A 22,906-nucleotide genomic window follows, 5' to 3' on the forward strand; every position below is an offset into this window, starting at 1 on the left:
GCGCTTTGGGGCGTGGAGGGTGCCTGTCGTCTTTTTTGTGATGAGAAGTGAGCGGGGGACAGGTGCTGTGGCTCATTATTTATGAGATCGGAGTACTCTTTCCAAGAAAATTTGCTGGATTCTATTCATTTTCTAACATAAATGAAAGAAAAGGCAGTAATTCTTTAAATGGGCCACGATACTTCAGATTGTAACCCCCGGTACTAAGGGATTCTTAGATTAACGAGGAGGAGGTTTTATGCATCCATCGGACGTTTTCATTCCACTTTTCATCTTTTTCAAGCCACATTCTGAAAATACGTGCCAATTTCCAGATTTACGTGCCACATTTTCATTTTTCAAGCAACTTGTCGAAGAATCTTTAGATGGTCGTTCGGAAAATGATCGGTTTCCCAGTGGGGGAGTGCGAAGGGACAGGCACCAGCCGTTTTACAAAATAGGCCAGAGTTCCTGTCCCTTTGGTTATTATTCGTTCACTATTTCTTTTGGCACATCCCAAATAATATAATGCTTGGAATATTGTCTTGTCTCAATTGTGATGACTTCATCCTTTTTTTCAAATACCAGTCCTGAACCTATTTGCTCCTTAAATGTCCAGCCTGCGTTCTTCATCCATTCCTTAGCCATGCCTCGCGTGTCTTTATTTCCATTTTCGGATAAGTACCTGATTTCGTCAGTTGCTGTTTGGTGTACTTTTTCATACGCGCTTCCGGACAGTTCATATTTAGCGGCTGAAATCAGGTAAGGTATTGGATTCCCTTCTTGTATTAAGGCACTTCCAAACCACAATGTGATGAAACCGGCAATTAATAAAAGTATGACGGAAACTGTTGCTGCCACCCTTTTTATAGTGAATCCCCCCTTATAGACAGGTTCATTTTATCATGAAATTTCCAATATCGGCTGAGGTATAAAGGATATTCCTTGTATAAGTCGAATTGTGATATATAGGTATATTGTAGTGTGACGGTGTGGTTATTACTTTAATACTGCCCTGGTAAGGATAGGGGCTGTAAGGGGGCAAGGATATGGCTTGGGAAACTCTTCCTGCTTGGTTTTGGGCTGTGTATTATTTCTTCTTTTTAACAGCGCTGGGAACTGCAGCGTGGTGTGTTGTAAAGAAAGTTCATAAGTGGGCGGCTGCTATAGCGTTATTATTTTCGGTCACGATTCCGGCGGTGGGTATGATGAAAGGCATTAAGAGAGCGGAAGGAATGAATGAAGTTGATTATTTTATCAGTCAATTGCAGCAGGGGGCCGGTTGGTCTTTCTATTCTGTGGTCGGGTATTTGTTCTTGGCAGGGTGGATGTTCATCTTTGCGTACAAAGGTATGAAGAGGTTGATACGTGCAGGGGCAGACGGAGGTAAGTATAATTGGGGGGAATGAAATCAAGAGGATTACGATCGTATCAAATTCTTACGTCACGACGGGTATCCTTTTTGGGGATGCTAACAACGTGCTTTTTCAAGAAAATGACTTTCCTTGTATATGCCCTTGACTGATCTCCTGCTTTTTGTTCCCTCTCAATTGAGCCACTGTACCTGTCCCCCCGGCTCTCCACTTGACAAGAAATGAACATTTTATTATCTTAATATAAAGCTTAATATGATTTTCACATTCGTATAACTCCAATAATATGGTTTGGAGGTCTCTACCAGGAACCAAAAAATCCTGATTACGAAGAAGATACTTTTTCTTGTATTTTCTTCGTAATCAGGATTTTTTTTATGAAACATTGAGGAGGTCCATTAATGAATATTGCTAAAATGCCAAAAATTGAACTGCACTGCCATTTGGATGGGAGTGTCCGTCCTGAAACAATCATAGATATTGCCAAAAGGGATGGCATCCGTATCCCATCTGTGGATATAGAAGAGATGAAGGAAGAACTCATTGCTCCGTTAGACTGCAGGTCATTGGATGAATACTTGGAGAAATTTTCGATTCCCAATGCTGTTATGCAGTCAAAGGAAAATTTAAAGAGGATTACCTTCGAGCTATTTGAAGACGCTGTAAACGAACAGGTGAAATATATGGAGGTCCGGTTCGCGCCGTTGCTTCATACACGACAGGGATTGACGGTTGAAGAAATCATTGCAAGTGTGATCGAGGGGTTGCAGGAAGCAGAAGAGCAATTTGATATCAGAGGGAATATCATTTTATCCTGCATGAGGACGATGGCTCCTGAACGTGCTTATGAGGTCGTTGAAAAGGGGAAAGCCTTCATTGGAAAAGGAGTCGTCGCGATTGACTTATGTGCTTCCGAAGAGGAAGGATTCTGCGCGAAATTCATTGAACCCATTTCACTCGCCAGGGAATATGGCTACAAAGTCACGATCCACGCGGGTGAAACGGGAATCGGAAAAAATGTGCTCGAAGCCGTTGAATTGCTTGGGGCTGAAAGAATCGGCCACGGTGTATATATAAAAGACTGTGAAGAAGCCTATCGGGTTGTGAAAGATAAAAGGATCGTGCTGGAGATTTGCCCGACCAGTAATGTGCAGACTAAAGCTGTTACTAGATTCCAGGATCATCCCTTATACGATTTCCACAGGGACGGAATCAGCATCACCATCAATACCGACAACAGAACGGTATCCGATACAACGATGACAAAGGAATTTAATGTTGTCTGGAATCAGTTTGAAATGAGCGATGAGGATTATAGGGAGATCTATATGAACAGCGTGGAAGCATCATTTGCGTCGGATGACATAAAAGAAGAATTGAAGAAGTATTTGTTGGAGTAGAGAGGCAGGGGGACAGGTACCGCGTTTTTTTGATAAAAAAAACCGGAGTACCTGTCCCTTTGGTTTCATCGTACTGCGAAATTCACCTTTAAGTGAAAAATGTATAAAAGTCAAGGTACGAGCTTCTCTTTTAATTAATATAATATTAAATAAGGGGGTGATATTATTGAAAGAATGTAATTCGAGAAAAAGTGAATGTTCAAATACTTGCGGTGCCTATACAATCTCTTCTCCACCTATAAACTTTGGTTTTGTACAACTTCCATGTGAGGGACAGACAATCCAAGTTTATAAGGCAATTACAAAACACCTTCCTACAATTACACTCACTGCTCGGGGTGGGTTTGGAACACCTAATTGTCCCTATCAATTAATTGTGAAGCAAGTAGACAAAGAGCGTAGTTTCGAAATACCGCCAAGAGAAACTTTTAACTTTACATTTGATTGTGTTAAAGAAATAAGCGTTATGTGTGCAAATAACCCCTCAAGTTTTTGTAATGTCTCTTTAGATATGTATATTTCTGGTTGCATTTCTTGTTGTAAAAGGGAAAGTTAGAGAAACTTAAGTATCTCAATTTTAATTAGTCTATTACGTAGTATGTGTCTTTAGTGCATTTGTTCTTACCATTATTTTAACACCTTTTTTTATATGCAGTGCAAAATTGCATATTAAAACATTAAGACAATGCACAATCATTATAGCAACCTGAATAACAAGAGTCTGCTGACTAACAGACTCTTGTTATTCGCTATGCGAATTACGAAGTGTATTTGGATGATAAATCGTCCATTATGTTGGTAAATCAACAAATAACCAAATACCAATTGGTATGCGAAATATGTTGTTAAAAGTGGTGCGAATTACTCTTTTGTACTTCAAAACCGAACCCTTTAACATGATTAGGGGCTTTTTATTTTGGAGATAGTAGTTACCCACCATATACACATCAAAAAAAGCGAGCTCTATGCTTGCTTTTTTGATGTTTCCGATTCTTTTTAGAACGATTCCATCCTGCTGCTATCCACGAACTTACCCAAACATCCCTTTAATCGATTTAATGACCTTCAGTGCTTCTTTATTCTTTTTATCTATTTTGGTTTCGCCTTTGAGATGCGTGACTTTTTTGGGGGTTGGTTTCTTATTTGGGTTCTTGTCCATGTTTTTTCCCTCCTGTCAGGGTTTCATTACTATCCATCTTATTCAGGAGGGGGAAGAAGTATACAGCTAAACAAAAAAGCAGGATGCATGATTGCTTCCTGCGAGTCGTGTTACTTCTATTGATTGTTGATAAATTGCAGCACCTTTTTATTCAACTGCTGGACATTGCGAGACATTTTACTCGTTGATTTCTCAGATAGATGGGTCACTCTGGAAGCGGTGGCTGACACTTGCACCCGCCGGCCGTTTACCGTGATCACTTTGCCTTTTCTTGATTCTTTTTCTTTAAATTTCCCGATCATGTTAAACCCTCCCTTAATGAAGTGGTCTTTCTATCATTATACCACGGTTCGTTTTAAAGCGAATAGAAGAGATAGATTAAATTGGTGATGTGGATCGCATCTACCTCTAACACATCACCCATTTCCTTTTTTAAGACGATAATGAACTGGTCTGTATTCATAAATACCGGTACAAGCATGCTTTCGTCATCAACAAGGGACACGACAGCTGATTGTGCCAGGCTTTCTACATCATCTTCCTCACTGTTTAAGTCAAAATTATTAATGGTTTTGATTTGTTCTACTGTCATCCTGATTCCTTCTGTTAAGCGATAGGCTTCGACAAGCATTTGGATCTCATCATCAGTCAGTCCTCCTATCACGGCCGGATCTACATCATCTGCTGAAAACTCTATATCCCTGACCCGGTGAATCTGCACGTTGAATCCAAACTTCTCAGCGTACATATCCAGATAATTTTTTAACTCTTGTTCCGTGTAACTTCTTGAGGGTGAGAGAAGCTCATTGTTTTTCTGAATCATTTCAGACATCACTTCAACGCGGTAGACCATGGCCTTATGAATCTTGTCATTGGTCTTGATGATATCTTCCACATAATCGGTGTATTGAAACTCGGCACTCCAAATCTTCATAATGCTCGGAGTCAGAAGAATGGCTAAATCCATGAAAATCACAATTGCAGTCAGGGTCAAGATAAACTCCCAATTAGACAATTGGAGTTCATCCATCAACAAACCGAGGGATACCGCTCCTATAAACAATGTATAAAGGGTTTTCCGCAGTGTCCGCAGAGACAAATGATATTTTAATGGTTGAAAAATGAAGAAAACCAAATTCGCCACCGAAAATACCAACAAAACCACGATGAAAATTTTAAACGCCATATCAACCCTCCATTGCTTATTTCGTTTCCTGTCTAACAATCTATTATTCTAATTTTCAGTAAACTGTCTGTCTATTTTATCTTACCGGAAAATAGGTAGTTGATTCCATTTATTTTCCTTAGGTAGAGGGGGGCTTACCCCGTGCTTCTTTATTACAGCTGGGAATGGCCCGTCCCGGATTGCGTGAATGCAGTGGGACGGGTTTTTTATCTTTTTTGAAAAAGATTTGAATCAGGGTGTCCTTTTCAACGCTCATTCACTATATAGAAAGTGAATATGAAAAAGGAGTGATTTGTATGTTGTTAAGTGGATGGATGAAGGTTGAGAAGGAGATTTTGCAGTCGAAGGTGTTCTTTCACCCCGAGGATGTTCGGATTTATTTGTGGATTGCGGGTCATGCAGCAGTGAAAGATGGTGCCGTATTGGGGGACCGGGTTCTGAAGAAGGGGCAGTTTGTGCAGTCGATCAGCAAGATTAGGGAAAACCTTTGGTTCTATAGCGGGAATAAGAGGGATGAATATAGTAATTCGAGGATCCAGCGGTCGATTAAAAGGCTGGAGAAGTTCGGGCTGATTACGACAGAGAAGTTCAAGCATGGTTATGTGTTTACGGTGCGGGATGCAAATGATCCGGCAGGTGATTCAGAAGTTCTGGACGTAACTGGGAACGAAGGGGATGAGGCGGATAATGAGAAGCATGAAAATCGTGCTGATATTTTTTTGACTTCGAGACTTGAATCAGGGTTGGGGGAGCGTTGCGATAGGGTTGAAAACAAAAAGAAGATTGTAAAGAAGGTAGAGAAAGAAAAGAAAAAAACACTCACCACCCTAACGAATACTATGGCAGATAAGTTGACGCTGATCACGGAGCATTTCCTGGTTAGGAGGGGAGGAAGCTTTTCCCTGTCACCAGTCGACCAGATGGCGCTTGAGAAAATCAGCCTGCATGAGATGTCGGTGGACGAACTGAAGGCATTTATGGATGAGCAGTTTGAAAAAATCAAGGTGCATGAGCCGAACGCAACGATTCACAGTCCGAAGTATTTGCTGAAGGCGCTAGAGAGAGTGGAGTCACCGAGGGTAAGGATGGACAAGCTGGATGAGATGCTTGACCGGCTGGAGGAGAGCCTGAAAGACTATGACAACTGATGAGTTCAGGGAGCTTATGAGACAGCTGCATCTGGCTTATCCGACAAAGAAGCTGCCGGATACAACGATGAATATGTGGTTCGGACTGCTTCGGGAATGTGATTATCATCAGGTGAAGAGACGATTGGAAGAGCATATTAGACAAAACAAATATATACCGAGTGTATCGCAGCTTTATGTGATTCCTGAAGCGGAAACGACGGTGCTCGACATGCTGGGGGAATGGGAGAAGGAGGGGGTGGAAAGGATTGAACACGTTGAGCGGTGGGGAGGACCCAAGAAACCTTGGCAGCGATGAAGCGGTCTTACGGCTGCTGCATGAAGCAGAGAGTATGATCCTCGGGGCTGTGCTGTTGGAGCAGGAAATGATCCACCAGCTCACCCTTGAACCGAAGCACTTCACACAGTCGAGGAACCGGATCGTGTTCGGGGCGATGAAGGAGCTGCAGAAGAAGAATGTCGATATCAATCCGGTGACACTTGTGGAAGAGCTGCAGGATCAAACCGAGAATGCAGGCGGCGTCACGTACTTGCTGGAGTTGACGGCTTATTGTCCGACGGTCTTCAATCTCGAACACTATGAAAAAATCGTAAGGAAATACTATGAACTGAGCCTGATAAGGAATTCGGCCAATCATTTTTTGAATGATTACACACCGGAATCCGCACAGGATCTGTACAAGGCACTCATCGAGATGCACGCCGAACGGCCGCAGGATGAGGAGACGAAAGAGAGCATCATCATGGCACTCTATGAATCTCTTTATGAGGAGCGGAGCGGGATGCCGGGGGTGAATACCGGGTTCCCTGCGCTGAACGGACTGACCGGGGGCTGGAAGGAAGGCGAACTCATCATTCTGGCGGCACGGCCGTCGATGGGGAAGACGGCGCTCGCGATCCAGCTCGCATGGGAATGCACGCGTGAAGAGGGGGTGTCGCTCCTCTTTTCCCTCGAGATGAGCTCGAAGCAACTCATGCAGCGGCTGCTCTCCAATCTGTCCGACATCAACATGATGAAATGGCATAACCCGTATAAATACTTATCGAAGGACGAAATGCCGAGGATGCAGGAGGCGTTGAACTCAGTCTATAAAGCGAATCTGCAGCTCTCGGAAAACGGGCTGATCACGCTGATGGAGATCAGGCAGCGGATCCTGAATCTGAAGCGAGAACATCCGACAGAACCGTTCCTCGTCGTGATTGATTACCTGCAGCTGATCAATGTGAAGGAGCGGTTTGACCGGCACGACCTGATGATCGGGCATATCACGAAGCAGCTGAAGAGCATGGCGAAGGAATTCGGGATCCCAATCATCCTGCTGTCCCAGCTGTCGCGGGGCGTGGAATCGAGGGATGATAAGAGACCGAGGCTGTCGGATCTGCGGGATTCCGGTAACATTGAGCAGGATGCAGATATTGTGTTGTTCCTGTATCGGGATGAGTACTACAACAGCGGTACTGAAACGGCGAATGAAGTGGAATTGAAGGTTGCGAAGAATCGGAATGGTCCGGTGGGGACGGTGAAGCTGAGGTTTAAGAAGGAGTGCGGGCGGTTTAGTGGGAATGGGAAGTGAGGGGGACAAGGGGACAGGTACCTTGACCCGGTTGGGGTGGTCAATTTTATAAAAAGAAGAGGGGGATGATGGCGATGTTTATGACAAAGGCTGCGGTTGAGGCGGGGGATTCTTTTTTAGAGGAGGGAAGGAAGGTGTATCGGCTGGTGATCGACTTGATGGGGGCAGCGGATATGAGGGAGGATGGGCTGGGGTTCTTGAGTTATGGGGAGATTTGGCGGGCTTGATGTGAGCGGGGGATGTTTTTGTTAAGGGATGAGGGATTTGCGGTGATGATGGATGTGTTGACTTGGATGGAGGAGGAAGGGCTTTTGAGGAGGGAGAGGGTTACTGGGGGGAGTTGGTTTGGGGTTGGTGGACTTTGATTTGAATGAAACTGTGGGCGGTTCAATTATAGGATCCTTTAATTGAATAACTTATTATTACAATGTAGGCGATATACTGTGCAACATCGATGCATAAATTAGGAGAAAAAGAACAGCAATTTTTTTCCCTGGTATGATTTTTGTATGGATATTTCTGATAATGGGAAGTTTTTCACTTAAACTGATAAGGAGAAAAAATGAAATGGAGGTGGCTTGAATGTTCGATCGAATACTTAGATTTTTTAATATGGTGAGTAAAATAAAAAAATGGTTCAAAAGAAACGGTTTCGTTTTATTTGTAGCTATAATAATTTTAGGGATGCTTATTTTTGCTATTTTAGTTTGATGAGGTTGTTACAACGCAAATCTTTTGTTCAAAGGATTTTTAATGGAATAAAAGATTGTATATAATCACTTTTTTTGAAATAATTGGTATCATTATAATTATTTAATTTAGCAGAGTAGAAACCATCCCAAGTTAACCACTGTGATGGTTTTTTATTTGTTGAGAAAGAGAACAAAGAGCGGCCGTTTGTCTCAAATGAGGAAATCAAAAATACGTTGGAAGAGAACGATAGATAAATAGAACTGTCGTGTGATGGTCAGTCATTCTTCAGCCAACTCAATCGCAGGGGGATTTTATGGGTAAGAGAAAAATAACGATCTTGATCGCTGCAGTGGTGATTGTTGTCGCCGCCTATGCCTGGTATCAATCTACTAAGGTATACGGTAATGATAAGCAATCCATCATCAAGGTGATAAAGTCGGTGGATGGCTATGAGGATAAAGACATTCACGTTGTGCAAATCAACGATTTTGATGATGTCAGAATTGCAGGGTTTCTAGCCAATCATCAGCCGTCCTATATTGAGTTTGCTAAAAACAATAAGGGGAACTATGTGTGGCAACATATTGAATCCAATCAAAACGAGGCACTTGCGATGTTTTTACCTGGCAGGGACATAGAAAAAATCATGTTCGTGGCGAATCATGAAAATGACGTTGCGAAAATGACGGTAGATATTAATGGGGAGACACTGGAGCAAACGTTCCCTCCTGAGCCAAACGTAACCTGGGTTGATTTGCCTGAATCAACTGATGGTGGATATGAGTATCGAAACTACAAATATTATGATGAAAATGGGGATTTGATTGAATGGTGAATCTTTAAGGATGACTGGAGATTGTGGAGGGTCCCTCTCTACCCACCCTGGGGGACGAGATGCATTGGGAAAAGTAGAGTGAGATAGTACCCTATTAATAAGAAGGGAAGATATATGAATATGGACGAGATTTGCAAACATTTAAGACCGATCCTTAATAATGCTTTAGAAAATAACAATTATGTTAAAGAAAAAAGCAAAGGCTGGTCATATGCAGATTTAGTATATGATATGGCAATGCCACTGAACTTTAAAGAAATCAGTAAACTATGCTTAGATAAATGCGTAGTTTTATGGGCTAATAAAGACACTCATTATAGCATTCAGGATGGCTTTTATTGTAATATTTGTAAGCACTCCATTGCTGGACCACCTGCAAAGTAAATACCTGGGTAGAGTGGGGACTGTTCCCACTCTGCTTTTTTATTTTGTCAACAATGAACCGCGCCAACAAATAGCTTCACTGAACGGCGGGGACACCCTCCACGAAAACTAGACTTAGAACCGTCCCCGTCTACTCTGGTCTACTTCCCCTTTTTGGGTTTTCAATAGCTGCTTGAGTCTTTTTTTTCGTAACTCAAGCATCACTTGATAGGAAAAACAGTCCCCGGCACCTACACTTGATTTATACTAATGAAAGAGGTGATGGGTTTGTTTGATATGAAGAAAGTTGGGAAGGTAATAGCTGGGTTAAGGAAGGAAAAGAAGATTACCCAAATGGCGCTTGCGGATCATATGGGGGTCAGTTTTCAGGCGGTGAGTAACTGGGAGCGAGGGGAAACGATGCCGGATATCTCCAAGCTGCCCGATCTTGCCAGGGTATTGGATGTGAGCATTGATGAGATTTTATCTAATGCCAAAGGGACACAGTTGGTTAAGAGTCTGGTTGAAGACGAGGTGAAAATGAAGGTCACATCAGTGGATAAGGACGAACTTTTACAAGCGGCTCCGATTATTACGCAGGATCAAGCAGATATGGTGTATCGGAACCTGGATGGTGAACTGTCATCGAAGGAGCTTTCATTGATTGTCCCATATATTGGCCAAGACTTGATTGATCGTTTAGCAGAGGAGGAGTTTGATAAGAACGGCTTAAAAGGTCTGGCGGCTATCGCTCCTTATATCGGTCAGGAAAAAATCGATTCGCTGGCAGAAAAGGAAGCCGGGCAAAATAATTTTTCGGCTTTGGCTGTCGTTGCACCTTTCATAAGTCAGGAGATCATCGACAAATGTGCTTTGAGGGAACTTGAATCTAAAGGACTTGCAGGTTTAGCTGCATTGGCACCATTTATCAGTCCGGAAGTTGTAGATGAATGTGCCCGGAAGGAATTTGAGCGATCTGGTGGAGAAGGCTTGTCTCCTTTAGTACCCTTCATTAGCCAAGAGGTCATTGATGAGATTGCAGTTGAGGAATTTAAACGGAAAGGGCTGGGAGCTTTATCGGCAATGGCCCATTCGATAAGCGCGGATGTACTAACGGAATGTGCACAGAAAAGCTATGAAGAAAAGGGAATTCAATCGCTTTTACCTGTTGCTCCTTTCATTGATAAAGCCCTATTGAATGAACTCGCTTTGGATGCTTTAAATAAGAAGGGACTCAGTGAGGTCAGTTCTGTCATGCCGTTTATTGATTCGAAACTGTTTCAGGGTTTTTTTAGTAAATAACCATTGATTTTGTTGGGGGGGCTTTCTCGATTTAGTGAGGAGGCTTCTTTTTCGTGAAAAGGTTTTAGGGGGGACAGACCTCCCCCTAAAACATATGGGGAAGCATGGGGACGGTTCTCTTGCTTCGGAAGCAGTAGAACCGTCCTTGTGCTTCTGTACAGATAACCATATTTCTGAATTTTATAAAAAGTGGTTGCATAGAACTAACACATCATGTAATATACTAAGTAAGCGCATACAGAACGGGTTGTTACTGTTAAATCAGGCAAAACCGATTCCTTATTAGAAAAGGGAAGGTTTTGCCTTTTTTGTTATCGGGGGTGAACGAAGTGAAGATTAATAAAATACTGAACAACAATGTGATAGTCTCCTTGAAGGAGAAGCAGGAAGTAATTGTAATGGGGCGGGGGGTCGCCTTTAATAAGCGGGTTGGAGAAGACATCGAGAAAGATATGATAGAAAAGATCTTCACTTTGGAAAACCAGGATGTTACAAAGAAGTTTAAGACCTTGATTGCGGAAATCCCAATGGAGTATATGGAGTTGTCGGAGGAAATCATTCACTTCGCCAAGCAAAAGCTTGGAAAGAAGCTGAATGACAATATCTATATCTCTTTGACAGACCACATCCATTTTGCGATTGAACGTTTTCATAATCATCTTCCAATCAAGAATAGACTGCTTTGGGAAACGAAGAACCTTTATAAAAAGGAATTCGAAATCGGGCTTGAAGCTTTGAATATGATCTGTGAAAGCTTCGGTTGTCTTTTGCCGGAGGATGAAGCGGGATTCATCGCACTGCATCTTGTGAATGCTCAGCTGAATGAAGATATGACAAATACGGTTGACATGACCAAAGTGATTCAAGATATTTTAACCATCGTGAAATACAGCTTTAAAATTGAATTTGATGAAAGTTCACTAAATTATCATCGGTTTATTACTCACTTGAAGTTCTTTGCCCATCGGCTGGTCAAGGGCGAGCATTATAAAGAGAGAAAAGACGATCTCTTGAATGTCATAATCAATAAATATCCTGAAGCCTATCAATGTTCCTTGAAGATCAAAAAATTTGTGGAAAAGCAATATCGATATGAATTAACGGAAGAAGAGATCCTTTATCTGACGATTCATATTGAAAGGGTTGTAAAAAAGTAAATAACTTATTCCATATTAGGATTGTTACTCTGTGAGGCAAAACCTAAATTACGGGAATGACGGGCGTTTTATGTCTGGTCTTCACGTAGTTTAGGTTTTTTCTTTATAAAAAAATGGACTACAACATTATTTGGGGGTGTATGGCATGAGCCATCAACAGCTGGCAAGACAAATTTTAGAACTGGTTGGCGGTAAGGAAAATGTGAATAGCGTTTTTCATTGTATTACAAGACTTCGCTTCAAATTAAAAGACGAATCAAAAGCAAAAACAGATGAACTGAAAAAGTTAGATGGTGTCGTAACTGTCAGGCAAAGCGGCGGACAATATCAAGTTGTTATAGGAAATCATGTGCCCGATGTTTACAAGGAAGTTACAGCAATAGGAGGTTTTTCAACCAAACAAGAGCAAGTTGAAATCGAAGAAGAAGACAAAGGGAATCTATTGTCACGTTTCATTGACTTGATCTCTGGAATCTTTACCCCAATCTTGGGCGTATTAGTAGCAGCAGGTATGATCAAAGGTTTTACTGCTTTATTTGTTGCGCTGGGTTGGGTAATCAATACAGGAGGAACTTATCAAATTTTGAATGCAACTGGTGACGCGCTGTTTTATTTCTTGCCTGTCATTCTTGGTTACACAGCAATGAAGAAATTCGGCGGAACACCGTTCATGGGAATCGTCATTGGTTCTGCGCTGGTTTATCCCGCCTTATCCACAGTAACTGCAGGTGAACCCCTTTATACATTGTTTGCAGGCACTCTTTTTGAATCACCAGTATTTATTGAGTTCTTAGGAATTCCGGTTATCTTGATGACTTATTCATCGAGTGTTATTCCGATTATTTTAGCCTCTTTCTTCGCTGCAAAAGTAGAACGGGGATTTGCTAAAGTTGTACCAAGTGTTGTAAAAGCATTCCTGGTTCCAACATTGACTTTGTTGGTAGTTGTACCATTAACGTTTATCGTTATTGGACCTATTGCTACTTGGGCAGCTAATTTTGTTGGTCAAGGAACCATTTGGGTATATGATTTAAGCCCGATAGTTGCAGGGATTATACTTGGGGCTTTCTGGCAAGTGTTTGTTATTTTCGGTTTGCATTGGGGACTTATTCCGGTTGCCTTTAATAACTTGGCAACACAAGGTTTTGATCCTATTCTAGCCATGATTTTCGCAGCTTCTTTTGCTCAAACAGGGGCAGTACTTGGAGTCTGGTTAAAAACAAGAGATCAAAAATTAAAAACCCTCAGTGCGCCTGCATTTATCTCTGGCATCTTTGGGGTAACAGAACCAGCTATCTATGGTATTACACTCCCGAAGAAAAAGCCATTTATCATCAGTTGTATTGCAGCTGGGATTGGTGGAGGAATGATTGGCTTTTTTGGAACTAAATTACACGTTATGGGTGGATTGGGGGTATTTGGATTCCCAAGTTTCATCCATCCTGTAGAAGGAATGAACACAGCATTCTGGGGATTCGCCGGGGCAGTCCTGGCAGCCACTATTCTAGGTTTCGTTTTAACTTACTTCTTCGGCGGCGTGAACAAAAATGAAACGCCTGTAGAAAAAACAAACAGTACAGTGAAACGGGATGTCACAATTGACAGCCCGTTAAAAGGCCAGATCGTCCCAATAAGTGAAGTTTCTGATCAAGTTTTTGCTTCAGAGGCAATGGGAAAAGGAATTGCTATATTACCAACTGAAGGACGCGTTGTTGCCCCAGTCAGCGGAACGGTTACAACATTATTTAATACAAAGCATGCAATCGGTCTTTCTTCAGATGGAGGAGTGGATATCCTGATTCATGTAGGAATTGATACTGTTCAGCTAGAAGGTAAACACTTCACTTCTCATATCAATCAAGGAGACAAAGTAAAGGCAGGAGATCTGCTTGTAGAATTCGATATTGAGAAAATTAAAGAAGCCGGTTATGAAGTGGTAACACCCGTGATCATTACAAATCACAGCAATTTTGGAGGCGTGGAAGTTACAAAGGTGAAAGCTGTAAATGCTAATGATCCGTTAATTTCTATTAAAGCTCCAGAAGAAATAAACGTAGAAGTTAACGAAAATAACTTGGCAGATGTAAGAGCTTAGTAATTGAATAGATATGGTTTTTGCAATGTGAAAATCATATCTTTTCTTTCTTATGAATAGGGAGGTAATAGGATGGAGAAAGTTAGTGGGTTTTCAAGCGATTTTTTATGGGGCGGTGCAATTGCGGCAAACCAAACGGAAGGGGCTTACCTTAAGGGTGGAAAAGGATTAACCATTGTAGACTTACTTCCGACTGGCAAGAAACGCTGGGACATCATGAATGGAAAGATTGAAAGTCTCGTGCCGGAAGATAATGAATTCTATCCAGGGCATGAGGCTATCGATTTCTATCATCGTTATAAAGAGGATATTGCCATCTTTGCTGAATTGGGTTTCAAAGCGCTTCGGCTTTCTATTTCATGGGCAAGAATTTTTCCAAATGGGGATGATGAAACACCAAATGAGGAAGGTCTGAAGTTTTACGACGATGTATTTGATGAATTATTAAAATATGATATTGAACCGGTTGTCACAATCGCTCACTTTGATGTTCCGGTCAATCTGATAGAAAGGTACGGCAGCTGGAGGAATAGAGAACTGGTTGGTTTCTTCGAGCGTTATGCCAAAACAATTTTTAATCGCTATAAAAATAAGGTGAAATACTGGATGACCTTCAATGAAATCAATATGCTGCTTCATTTGCCTTTCATTGGTGCTGGCCTTGTTTTCAAAGAAGGAGATCATAAAAAACAAATTCAATATCAGGCGGCCCATCATCAGCTGCTTGCAAGTGCATTAGCCGTGAAGGCAGGCCGTGAAATGAATCCTGAATTTCAAATCGGCTGCATGCTGGCTGCCGGGATGACTTACCCATTTACTGCAAATCCTGATGATGTTTGGGATGGAATGGACAAGGATAGAGAATCATTCTTCTTTATTGATGTTCAAGCAAGGGGAGCATATCCGGGTTACGCAAAACGCTACATGTATGAGAATGGCATTGAAATTGACATGCATCCTGAAGATGAAGAAATCTTGAAAAACGGTACCGTCGATTATATCGGCTTCAGTTATTACGCATCCCGGACGACAAGTACTGATCCTGAAGTGCTTAAAGACCAAACATCAGGAAATGTATTCGGTTCAATTGAGAATCCTTATTTGGAAAAATCAGAATGGGGATGGACGATAGACCCGAAAGGTTTCCGTATTACGATGAATCAATTGCATGACCGTTATCATAAGCCGTTGTTCGTTGTTGAAAATGGATTGGGTGCCCAGGATGTGCCTGATGATAATGGCGAAATTCAAGATGATTATCGAATAGACTACCTTCGTAAACATGTGGAACAAATGAAAGAAGCAGTGAAAGATGGTGTTGAGCTCATCGGATACACAAGCTGGGGACCAATCGACATTGTAAGTGCGTCAACAGGTGAGATGAAAAAACGCTACGGCTACATATATGTCGATAAAGATAATGAAGGTAATGGAACGTCAGACAGAAAGAAAAAGAAAAGCTTTTACTGGTATCAAAATGTAATTAAAACAAACGGTGAAGATCTATAAATATAGGAGGTAAAAGTATGAGCAAAACATATCATTTTCCTGAGAACTTTTTATGGGGCGGCGCAACAGCAGCCAATCAATTAGAAGGTGGATACAATGAAGGAGGCAAAGGGCCGAACCTTGCTGACGTTTTACCTGGAGGGAAAGTTCGTCTAAAGCTTTTATCGCAGTCTGGTTTTGATTTTGAATTGGATACAGATAAATATACGTATCCGAACCATGAAGCGATTGATTTTTATCACCGCTATAAGGAAGACATTGCACTGTTTGCTGAAATGGGCTTCAAAGTGTTCCGAATGAGTATTGCGTGGAGCCGTATTTTCCCTAAAGGTGATGAACTTGAGCCAAACGAAGAAGGCTTGGCATTCTATGACCGTGTCTTTGATGAACTTCATAAACACGGAATCGAGCCGTTTGTAACGATCGCCCACTATGAAACTCCGTTGCACTTAATCAAAGAATATGGGGGATGGAAGAACCGTAAATTGGTAGAATTCTTCGAGCGTTATGTAACAGTACTGTTCAACCGTTACAAAGATAAAGTGAAATATTGGCTGACGTTCAATGAAATCAACGGGGCAACACACTTCCCTCTATTCGGGCTTGGATTCTCAGCAACAAGTGACGAAACACGCTTGCAGGAAAGCTTCCAAGGATTGCATCATCAATTTGTGGCAAGTGCTATTGCTGTAAAGCTTGGACACCAAATCATTCCTGGTTCTCAGATCGGCAATATGCTGATTTATGCACCAACGTATTCTTATGATTCCAATCCGGAAAACGTTATGTATGCATTGGAGGATGCAAGAATGTTTAATTTCTTCTGCGGAGATGTTCAAGTTCGCGGAGAATATCCTTCGTTTGCAAATCGATTCTTAAAAGAAAATGATATTGTCATTGAAATGCAAGAAGGTGATTTGGAGACGATCAAAGAAGGAACGGTCGATTTCATTTCTTTCAGTTACTACATGTCAAGAACAGAGAAAAAGGAGAAAACACCGGAGGAGATCGGAGAAGGAAACTTGATCGGCGGTGTGAAAAATCCATTCCTGAAAGCAAGTGACTGGGGTTGGGAAATTGATCCCACTGGACTTAGGATTGCATTGAATGAGCTGTATGACCGTTATCAGAAACCGCTGATGGTTGTTGAAAATGGTTTGGGTGCTTACGATATGGTCGAGGAAGATGGAAGCATCAACGACGATTATCGTATTGAGTATCTGCGTGATCATATTAAAGCAATGGGCGAAGCAATTGAAGATGGTGTGAATCTGATTGGTTATACATCATGGGGATGCATCGACTTGGTGAGTGCATCGTCAGGGGAATATTCCAAGAGATATGGTTTCATTTATGTTGACAAGCATGATGATGGCAGCGGGACATTGGAGAGAAGTAGAAAGAAATCTTTTTACTGGTATAAGGATGTTATTGCTAGTAATGGGGAGGAACTGTAATTTTTATATCAGGTGGAGGGCGATCCTTCCACCTTTTGGGGCTTTCTCGATTTAAGAGGAGGCTGCTTTTTCGTGAAATAGTTTTAGGGGGGCAGACCTCCCCCTAAAACCGATGGATATTCGTAATCTGCGTAATCGGCACGCCGGCCATCGGAAGCAGCAGCTGCAATTCATCCGCGATGACACTGATGTAATCGGCACCCTCGCGGAATCCATACCGTTCTTTTATATTGATGTCGAAGTTGCATTTGACCTGCAGGGCGATATCGCCTTCCCGGTCGAACGGGGGTGAGACGGTTTGGACGTCGAATCTATTGCCATTTTTGCTGAAAGAATTGATGGTTTTGATTGCTTTTGGTTTATAGTTTTTGACGGCTTTGGGTGTATAGGAAAAGGTCACCCACCCGGTTGCATTAATCATGATGAACACCTCGGATTTTAGTGAAAGGTATTCTAAAAGTATAGCAAAAGAGTGGGGAAGTGGATAGGGATGGGATTGGGAAGCACTGGGACGGTTCGAGACCGAGGAAAAAGTCCGTATTCAAATGTGATAAACGTTATGTTTAAGAACCTCCAGGCTTTTCAAAAACTAAAAGACCCCATAAAAAGAGAAAAGTATAGTGAGAACCGGTTCTTTTGCAGGCCGTCCAAAGTTTTTACAATAGGAGCTCTCTAGTAGACTATTAATAAAATTGAAATATACAGCTCTCAAAACTTTTCTAAGTATATGTTTTTCGGTGATTTTATCAAGAAAAAATAGGGGCCTTTTCATCAAAAAGCTTTACTGCACGGCTTGATCCACCGTAAAAAGCAGCAGAAGTATTGCCACCAGCCACCTAAATTCGCCTACAATTAAGATTACAAGCCACTTTCAGAATTTACGTTCCACTTTTGAAAAATACGATCCACTTTCCACGTTTACGTGCAGCATTTAAAAAATACATTCCACTTTTCCAATTTTTCAACCAACTTGTCGAAAAATCTTTGGGTCAACTTGTGAAGGCCCGGAATAGCGAACCATATAAACGTCACATTCATTTTTTTTACAATTATTTGGGTTGTGGGAAACAATACATACATATTAGGGAAAACAAAGATTAAATTTCTATTGAGTATATTACCTTATTTTGAAATAATTGGTATTAAGTTAAAGGGCAGTATAGTTGAATAATCTGAAGCTTTTTCTCCAAGTGTATCGTCTTTAATTATAAAGCATTTTTTTATGAGGGAGTGAATTAAATTGAGACTGTTTGTCGGCGTTTCTTTTATTCTTATAGGTTCTATCCTGATTGGACTAACTATAAACGATATTAGCACTTTAGGGAACATAGTTATGAAGATATTAGGAGTCGGTACTATTTTATTCGGGGTGTTCTACTCCAGAAAGAGGAAAGGGTACTACCCAACCAGTGATTACCACAACTTTCCCTAGAGAAAATAAGTAGTAAGGTTAAAGTTATTAAGCTAACGGGAGCAATACCTGAAGATCAGCTAATTGATCCAGCAATTGTCTTGTTCAACTAAAGGGCAGGTTAATGTAAGAAATTAAATGAAATCTGCTTCTGCTTTTACTCGTCTAGGATATGAGAGGGAGTGTATAAGTGAAAAAAATCACTTCAGCCTTAGTTATGATTTCATCGTTATTGTTAATGGCTGCTTGTACTGAAGATACAAAGGAAAATGAAATCCAAGAATCACAACAAGAAGTAAGTGCAAATGCAAATGAGGTTGTTTATGAATATCCAGACAACGGATGGGACTTGACTCCAACATTTGAACATTCAGTGGTATTTGAAAGTGGAGAAGAAGGTTCATATACGATTGTAGGAGGTAAAGACGGCATAGGTTTTACAGGTCCGTTTCCAATTATGGCTAAAGAAAAACAGAAATATTTTTGGTTTTATCTTGGAGAGGAAAACATCTACGATAAACCAGTAGAGGTAAGAGCCATAAAAAAAGGGACAGAGGAACTTGTTGATGTTCTTTGGAGTCCAAGTACCTTTTACGAGAGTGCTGAGGTAAGTCCTGATAGTGTAAATATGCCATCTACTTTAAAGTTCCCATCCCCAGGGATATGGAAAGTCCTCGTGTATATAGATGGAGAGCTTTATGAAAGTATTGTTATTGAAGCTGTTTAAGAATTGTCAATTGCACCTACTCCCTATCTTCAACTAAAGGGGGGGCATTAACCGAAGATCAGCTAATTGATCCGGTTATTGCCCTTCTTCAATTATTGGAGCAGGTTTGTTCAATAAGAAATCACAAAAGGAGGAGCATTTACTATAATATTAGATTTAACGTATAAGTGTCTAATAAGAAAGTAATGCAAAAAAATGAGATGATGCACATTAGTATTATTACACGTCATACATAAAAATATATGGAGGTATAGTTATGTGGGTAATATTAGGGGTTATTGCTATAGTAGTAACTTTTATAAATCTTTATATGTATAAAGCAGGAAAGGATTATAAGCTTGCTATGGCGATGGGATTATCATTTACAGCATTAACACTTTGTGCAGAATACAGTCTTGTATCGGAGTGGGTAGAAGTGGAAGATTGGGCAGCTTTAATGGATGTAGTACCTGGTATGGAAAGGGCATTATGGTTGTTGACAATTGTTTCAATCTTACTAAATATAGCACCTATACTTTTAGAACGAAAAGGTAAGAAATAAGGACTTATTGTCACATCAATTATATACTAAGCAAATATTGTGTAAGTCTTATGTATAACTAACGGGAGCGTTTCTTTAAAAAGGAATGCTCTTTCCGTATCCAATTAAAAGGAAGTAAATGATATTATTATAGTAAAGATGGTTGCTCTTCTATTATAGGTGGAGAAAGCTTTAATACAATATATACTACAATATTAACTTGGGGCACACCACTGCAATAACACTTATAACGAAATGAAGGTCTTGATATATCCCATCAAGGACATATTATGAAACAGTTCTTTAATAAAGGAGTTGTATAAAATGAATGAATATAAAGGTACAGAAATAAAACGCTCTTCAAAAGCAGAAAACATTCTAGCTCAGATCGATAGTAAAACTAAGCTAGGCGACTTACGAAAAATCGCGAAGGACATTAAAAAAGATCACGAATTAGCTATGGAACTTTGGTCAACCGAAGAGTTTTTGCCCAGACTATTAGCAATCTTAATTATGGACAAAAAACTTCTTTCGCAAGATGTGCTAAATAAGCTTGATAAGGATATGCAGACTCATTCTTTTGATGAGCGAAATAACTTAATGGATTGGTTAATGGCTAATCAGCTCACCAAAGACAAGAAGAACATTGCATTGATGGAGTTATGGGAAAATAGTCCTTCTGCTCTTCAAAGGCGAACTTTCTGGTATTATCAAGGGCGATTGAGATGGACTGGACAAACACCGCCTGATAACACAGCATATTTGCTATCTGCATTAGAAGCTAATATTACGAAGGAAGAACCGGAAGTCCAATGGGCTATGAATTTCACCGCAGGCTGGATAGGCGTTTATGATGAAAAGAATCGTGCACGTTGTATTAAACTTGGTGAAAAAACGGGTCTTTACAAAGGTGAAATGGTATCAAAAGGATGTACTCCCAATTATTTGCCGGAGTTCATTACGATTGAAGTTAACAAACGAATTAATAAGTAGTTACCACTGAAAAATCCATAAGGGTTTCCCGCTGAACAGTACAAATATACTGTTCAGCGGGAAAAACAAAAGGACGATTTCCACATAAATGGTGATCGTCCTTCTTCAACTAATGGGGGTAATAACTGAAGATCTTCTAATTAATCCAGCTACTGCCCTTCTTCAATTATTGGGCAGATTAGTTCTTTTTTACTTTTACACGATAAAATGTGCCTCTTTATCAAAAAGCTTCTCTGCACGGCTGTGTTCATCGTAAAAAGGAGAATAAGTACCGCCCCCATTTAACCCGGTTAATCTCACTAATATATACAATCCACTTTCCACATTTACGATTCACTTTTGAAAAATACAATCCACTTTTCTCATTTACGTGCCACATTATAAAAAATACAATTCACTTTTCTATTTATCAACCAACTTGTCGAAAAATCTTTCGGTCAAACAGTAAAGGCACTAATCCATTCTGGATAATTGCATATATGTAACTAAGAAAAGATAACGATAGTGATGATCGTTTTATCACATTCAATATGATAGGAAGGAGCAAGAAACGTTTAATCGATTGAAATATATACTACATAAAAATATCAAATTGAGGAAACTTATATTGAGTAACTCCTTAGGAGGAAAGTGAAATGTATAACGAGATCGTTTCCTTATTAGAAGGGCAATCGGATGTCATTTTTTTAGAAAAAGAAATAAATAACAATCAGGTCATCTTCATCTTTTTGGAGGGGTTTGTCGGGATATCATACATTGAGGATAAGATCATTCCAAGAGTTGCAAGCTTGAATGAAATGGATCATTCAGATTTAGTAGAAAGCTCAGAGGCCATTGAGTCAATCTTGAGTGGGAATATTGTTGTTATTATTGGTGAAGCAGCGTTTAAGATGAGTGGCGGCGGGTATGAGATACGCTCAATTCAAGAGCCTCAAAATGAGGCATTAGTGCGTGGACCAAGAGACGGTTTCGTTGAATCATTGACAACAAATATATCACTGTTAAGAAGACGGTACTTATCAACGGATTTAAAAATAGAAATCAGTACAAAAGGTGAGCGAACGAAAACAAAACTTGCAATAGCATATATAGATGGAATTGTAGATAAGAAGGTGCTTGAAAAAGTAAAAAAGAGAATTGATTCAATAAAGATAGATGGAGTATTGGATAGCGGCATCGTAGAGCAGTGGATTGAAGATAGCTGGTATACGCCGTTTCCTCAGGTTCAATATACAGAAAGGCCAGATAAAGTTGTTGCTTCTTTGTTGGAGGGACGAATCGCCATTTTGGTTAACGGAACTCCCATTGTTCTTCTTGTTCCAGTAGTATTGTCTATGTTGTTCCAATCCCCAGGTGATTATTATGAGAGATGGATTGTAGGCTCTTCCATTCGCTTTGTAAGGTATTCAGCTGCATTGATTGCACTTATACTTCCATCTTTATATATTGCTTTAATTTCGTTCCATCCGGGACTAATTCCAACGAAATTTGCCATTTCGATTGCTGGGACAAGGGCTACCGTTCCCTTTCCAAGCTTATTAGAAGCTCTCATGATGGAGTTTACATTGGAAATGCTGCGTGAAGCCGGTTTGCAACTTCCAAAAGTTATTGGACAGACAGTAGGAATCGTAGGTGGTTTAGTGATTGGTGAAGCAGCGGTTCAAGCGGGAATAGTAAGCCCAATGATGGTTATTGTTGTTGCATTAACAGCTGTATCATCTTTTCTTATCCCTCATTACAACGTAGCTATTTCATTCAGATTACTCAGATTTCCTTTGATGCTCCTTGCTGGAACGATAGGCTTATTAGGTGTGATACTCGGGCTTCTGGCAATCCTGGCACATTTACTCTCAATAAAATCATTTGGCATCAATTACTTTTCCCCTATTGCGCCATATCGAATAAAGGATTGGAAGGATTTTGTGGTAAGGGGACCTTTGCCGCTTTTACAGAACCGTCCAGAAGTCCTCCACGTTTATAATCAGAAGCGGATGGATTTAAAACAAAGGAAAAAAGGGTGGTAAA

At 40.6% G+C, this 22,906-nt stretch carries 24 protein-coding genes and 1 riboswitch; of the genes, 18 read left to right on the forward strand and 6 right to left on the reverse strand.

Annotated elements, in window-relative coordinates:
• Nucleotides 1-465 precede the first annotated feature (465 nt).
• Nucleotides 466-840 (reverse strand): hypothetical protein, encoded by a 375-nt coding sequence (locus ACXAFV_RS15445; protein WP_475127776.1) that lies wholly within the window; start codon nucleotides 838-840, stop codon nucleotides 466-468.
• A 188-nt stretch (nucleotides 841-1,028) separates the two neighbouring features.
• On the opposite strand from ACXAFV_RS15445, the gene ACXAFV_RS15450 reads away from it, so the two are divergent.
• The 3 genes from ACXAFV_RS15450 (at nucleotide 1,029) to ACXAFV_RS15460 (ending at nucleotide 3,308) form a co-directional block, all read left to right on the forward strand.
• The gene (locus ACXAFV_RS15450) at nucleotides 1,029-1,388 is read left to right on the forward strand and encodes a hypothetical protein (protein ID WP_475127777.1); all 360 of its coding nucleotides are present in this window, start codon (nucleotides 1,029-1,031) and stop codon (nucleotides 1,386-1,388) included.
• 212 nt (nucleotides 1,389-1,600) lie between these two features.
• A riboswitch (purine riboswitch) is annotated at nucleotides 1,601-1,700 on the forward strand.
• A gap of 53 nt (nucleotides 1,701-1,753) precedes the next feature.
• Nucleotides 1,754-2,752, forward strand: coding sequence for an adenosine deaminase (gene add, locus ACXAFV_RS15455; protein ID WP_475127779.1), 999 nt, complete (start codon nucleotides 1,754-1,756; stop codon nucleotides 2,750-2,752).
• 166 nt (nucleotides 2,753-2,918) lie between these two features.
• Nucleotides 2,919-3,308 carry an S-Ena type endospore appendage gene (locus ACXAFV_RS15460; RefSeq protein ID WP_475127780.1) on the forward strand — a complete coding sequence of 130 codons (390 nt, stop codon included), beginning with the start codon at nucleotides 2,919-2,921 and terminating at the stop codon, nucleotides 3,306-3,308.
• A 474-nt stretch (nucleotides 3,309-3,782) separates the two neighbouring features.
• On the opposite strand, the gene ACXAFV_RS15465 is transcribed toward ACXAFV_RS15460, so the two are convergent.
• The 3 genes from ACXAFV_RS15465 to ACXAFV_RS15475 form a co-directional block, all read right to left on the reverse strand.
• A complete protein-coding gene (locus ACXAFV_RS15465; RefSeq protein WP_286163102.1) occupies nucleotides 3,783-3,911 on the reverse strand; it encodes a hypothetical protein in 129 nt (42 codons plus the stop codon).
• A 116-nt stretch (nucleotides 3,912-4,027) separates the two neighbouring features.
• The gene (locus tag ACXAFV_RS15470) at nucleotides 4,028-4,213 is read right to left on the reverse strand and encodes a hypothetical protein (protein WP_475127782.1); all 186 of its coding nucleotides are present in this window, start codon (nucleotides 4,211-4,213) and stop codon (nucleotides 4,028-4,030) included.
• Between the two features lie 53 nt (nucleotides 4,214-4,266).
• Entirely contained in the window at nucleotides 4,267-5,097 is an 831-nt protein-coding gene (locus ACXAFV_RS15475) for a type II toxin-antitoxin system SpoIISA family toxin (protein ID WP_475127783.1), read from the reverse strand.
• A gap of 296 nt (nucleotides 5,098-5,393) precedes the next feature.
• Between ACXAFV_RS15475 and ACXAFV_RS15480 the strand changes: the two genes are divergently transcribed.
• From ACXAFV_RS15480 to ACXAFV_RS15530, 11 genes are all read left to right on the forward strand, one after another.
• Complete coding sequence (locus ACXAFV_RS15480; RefSeq protein WP_475127785.1) at nucleotides 5,394-6,245, forward strand: hypothetical protein; 852 nt, start codon at nucleotides 5,394-5,396, stop codon at nucleotides 6,243-6,245.
• Nucleotides 6,235-6,543 carry a hypothetical protein gene (locus ACXAFV_RS15485; RefSeq protein ID WP_475127787.1) on the forward strand — a complete coding sequence of 103 codons (309 nt, stop codon included), beginning with the start codon at nucleotides 6,235-6,237 and terminating at the stop codon, nucleotides 6,541-6,543. The genes ACXAFV_RS15480 and ACXAFV_RS15485 overlap by 11 nt, the downstream gene beginning before the upstream one ends.
• Nucleotides 6,494-7,819 (forward strand): replicative DNA helicase, encoded by a 1,326-nt coding sequence (locus tag ACXAFV_RS15490; RefSeq protein ID WP_475127789.1) that lies wholly within the window; start codon nucleotides 6,494-6,496, stop codon nucleotides 7,817-7,819. Before ACXAFV_RS15485 ends, ACXAFV_RS15490 begins: the two co-directional genes overlap by 50 nt.
• A 74-nt stretch (nucleotides 7,820-7,893) precedes the next feature.
• Nucleotides 7,894-8,046, forward strand: a complete 153-nt coding sequence (locus ACXAFV_RS15495) for a hypothetical protein (RefSeq protein ID WP_475127791.1) — start codon at nucleotides 7,894-7,896, stop codon at nucleotides 8,044-8,046.
• A gap of 779 nt (nucleotides 8,047-8,825) precedes the next feature.
• Nucleotides 8,826-9,347: a hypothetical protein gene (locus ACXAFV_RS15500; protein WP_475127792.1), complete on the forward strand. Its 522-nt coding sequence runs from the start codon at nucleotides 8,826-8,828 to the stop codon at nucleotides 9,345-9,347.
• Nucleotides 9,348-9,461: 114 nt separating this feature from the next.
• Complete coding sequence (locus tag ACXAFV_RS15505; RefSeq protein ID WP_475127794.1) at nucleotides 9,462-9,731, forward strand: hypothetical protein; 270 nt, start codon at nucleotides 9,462-9,464, stop codon at nucleotides 9,729-9,731.
• Nucleotides 9,732-10,007: 276 nt separating this feature from the next.
• Nucleotides 10,008-11,012, forward strand: a complete 1,005-nt coding sequence (locus tag ACXAFV_RS15510) for a helix-turn-helix domain-containing protein (protein ID WP_475127936.1) — start codon at nucleotides 10,008-10,010, stop codon at nucleotides 11,010-11,012.
• A gap of 329 nt (nucleotides 11,013-11,341) precedes the next feature.
• Nucleotides 11,342-12,169, forward strand: coding sequence for a BglG family transcription antiterminator LicT (gene licT / locus ACXAFV_RS15515; protein ID WP_475127795.1), 828 nt, complete (start codon nucleotides 11,342-11,344; stop codon nucleotides 12,167-12,169).
• 145 nt (nucleotides 12,170-12,314) lie between these two features.
• Nucleotides 12,315-14,264: a beta-glucoside-specific PTS transporter subunit IIABC gene (locus tag ACXAFV_RS15520; RefSeq protein ID WP_475127796.1), complete on the forward strand. Its 1,950-nt coding sequence runs from the start codon at nucleotides 12,315-12,317 to the stop codon at nucleotides 14,262-14,264.
• Between the two features lie 72 nt (nucleotides 14,265-14,336).
• Entirely contained in the window at nucleotides 14,337-15,773 is a 1,437-nt protein-coding gene (locus ACXAFV_RS15525) for a 6-phospho-beta-glucosidase (RefSeq protein WP_475127798.1), read from the forward strand.
• A gap of 17 nt (nucleotides 15,774-15,790) precedes the next feature.
• Nucleotides 15,791-17,230, forward strand: a complete 1,440-nt coding sequence (locus tag ACXAFV_RS15530) for a glycoside hydrolase family 1 protein (RefSeq protein WP_475127800.1) — start codon at nucleotides 15,791-15,793, stop codon at nucleotides 17,228-17,230.
• 103 nt (nucleotides 17,231-17,333) lie between these two features.
• On the opposite strand, the gene ACXAFV_RS15535 is transcribed toward ACXAFV_RS15530, so the two are convergent.
• Both ACXAFV_RS15535 and ACXAFV_RS15540 read right to left on the reverse strand, forming a co-directional pair.
• Nucleotides 17,334-17,651 carry a hypothetical protein gene (locus ACXAFV_RS15535; protein ID WP_475127802.1) on the reverse strand — a complete coding sequence of 106 codons (318 nt, stop codon included), beginning with the start codon at nucleotides 17,649-17,651 and terminating at the stop codon, nucleotides 17,334-17,336.
• A gap of 168 nt (nucleotides 17,652-17,819) precedes the next feature.
• Nucleotides 17,820-18,002 (reverse strand): transposase, encoded by a 183-nt coding sequence (locus tag ACXAFV_RS15540; protein ID WP_475127937.1) that lies wholly within the window; start codon nucleotides 18,000-18,002, stop codon nucleotides 17,820-17,822.
• Between the two features lie 829 nt (nucleotides 18,003-18,831).
• On the opposite strand from ACXAFV_RS15540, the gene ACXAFV_RS15545 reads away from it, so the two are divergent.
• The 4 genes from ACXAFV_RS15545 (at nucleotide 18,832) to ACXAFV_RS15560 (ending at nucleotide 22,905) form a co-directional block, all read left to right on the forward strand.
• Nucleotides 18,832-19,368, forward strand: coding sequence for a DUF4871 domain-containing protein (locus tag ACXAFV_RS15545; RefSeq protein WP_475127803.1), 537 nt, complete (start codon nucleotides 18,832-18,834; stop codon nucleotides 19,366-19,368).
• A 256-nt stretch (nucleotides 19,369-19,624) separates the two neighbouring features.
• On the forward strand, nucleotides 19,625-19,909 hold the full coding sequence (locus ACXAFV_RS15550) for a hypothetical protein (RefSeq protein ID WP_475127805.1): 285 nt from the start codon (nucleotides 19,625-19,627) through the stop codon (nucleotides 19,907-19,909).
• 303 nt (nucleotides 19,910-20,212) lie between these two features.
• The gene (locus tag ACXAFV_RS15555; protein WP_475127807.1) at nucleotides 20,213-20,881 is read left to right on the forward strand and encodes a DNA alkylation repair protein; all 669 of its coding nucleotides are present in this window, start codon (nucleotides 20,213-20,215) and stop codon (nucleotides 20,879-20,881) included.
• A gap of 635 nt (nucleotides 20,882-21,516) precedes the next feature.
• Nucleotides 21,517-22,905 (forward strand): spore germination protein, encoded by a 1,389-nt coding sequence (locus ACXAFV_RS15560; protein WP_475127810.1) that lies wholly within the window; start codon nucleotides 21,517-21,519, stop codon nucleotides 22,903-22,905.
• The last annotated feature ends 1 nt before the right edge of the window (nucleotide 22,906 follow it).

It is taken from the genome of Rossellomorea sp. ABR4_012 (assembly GCF_056159545.1).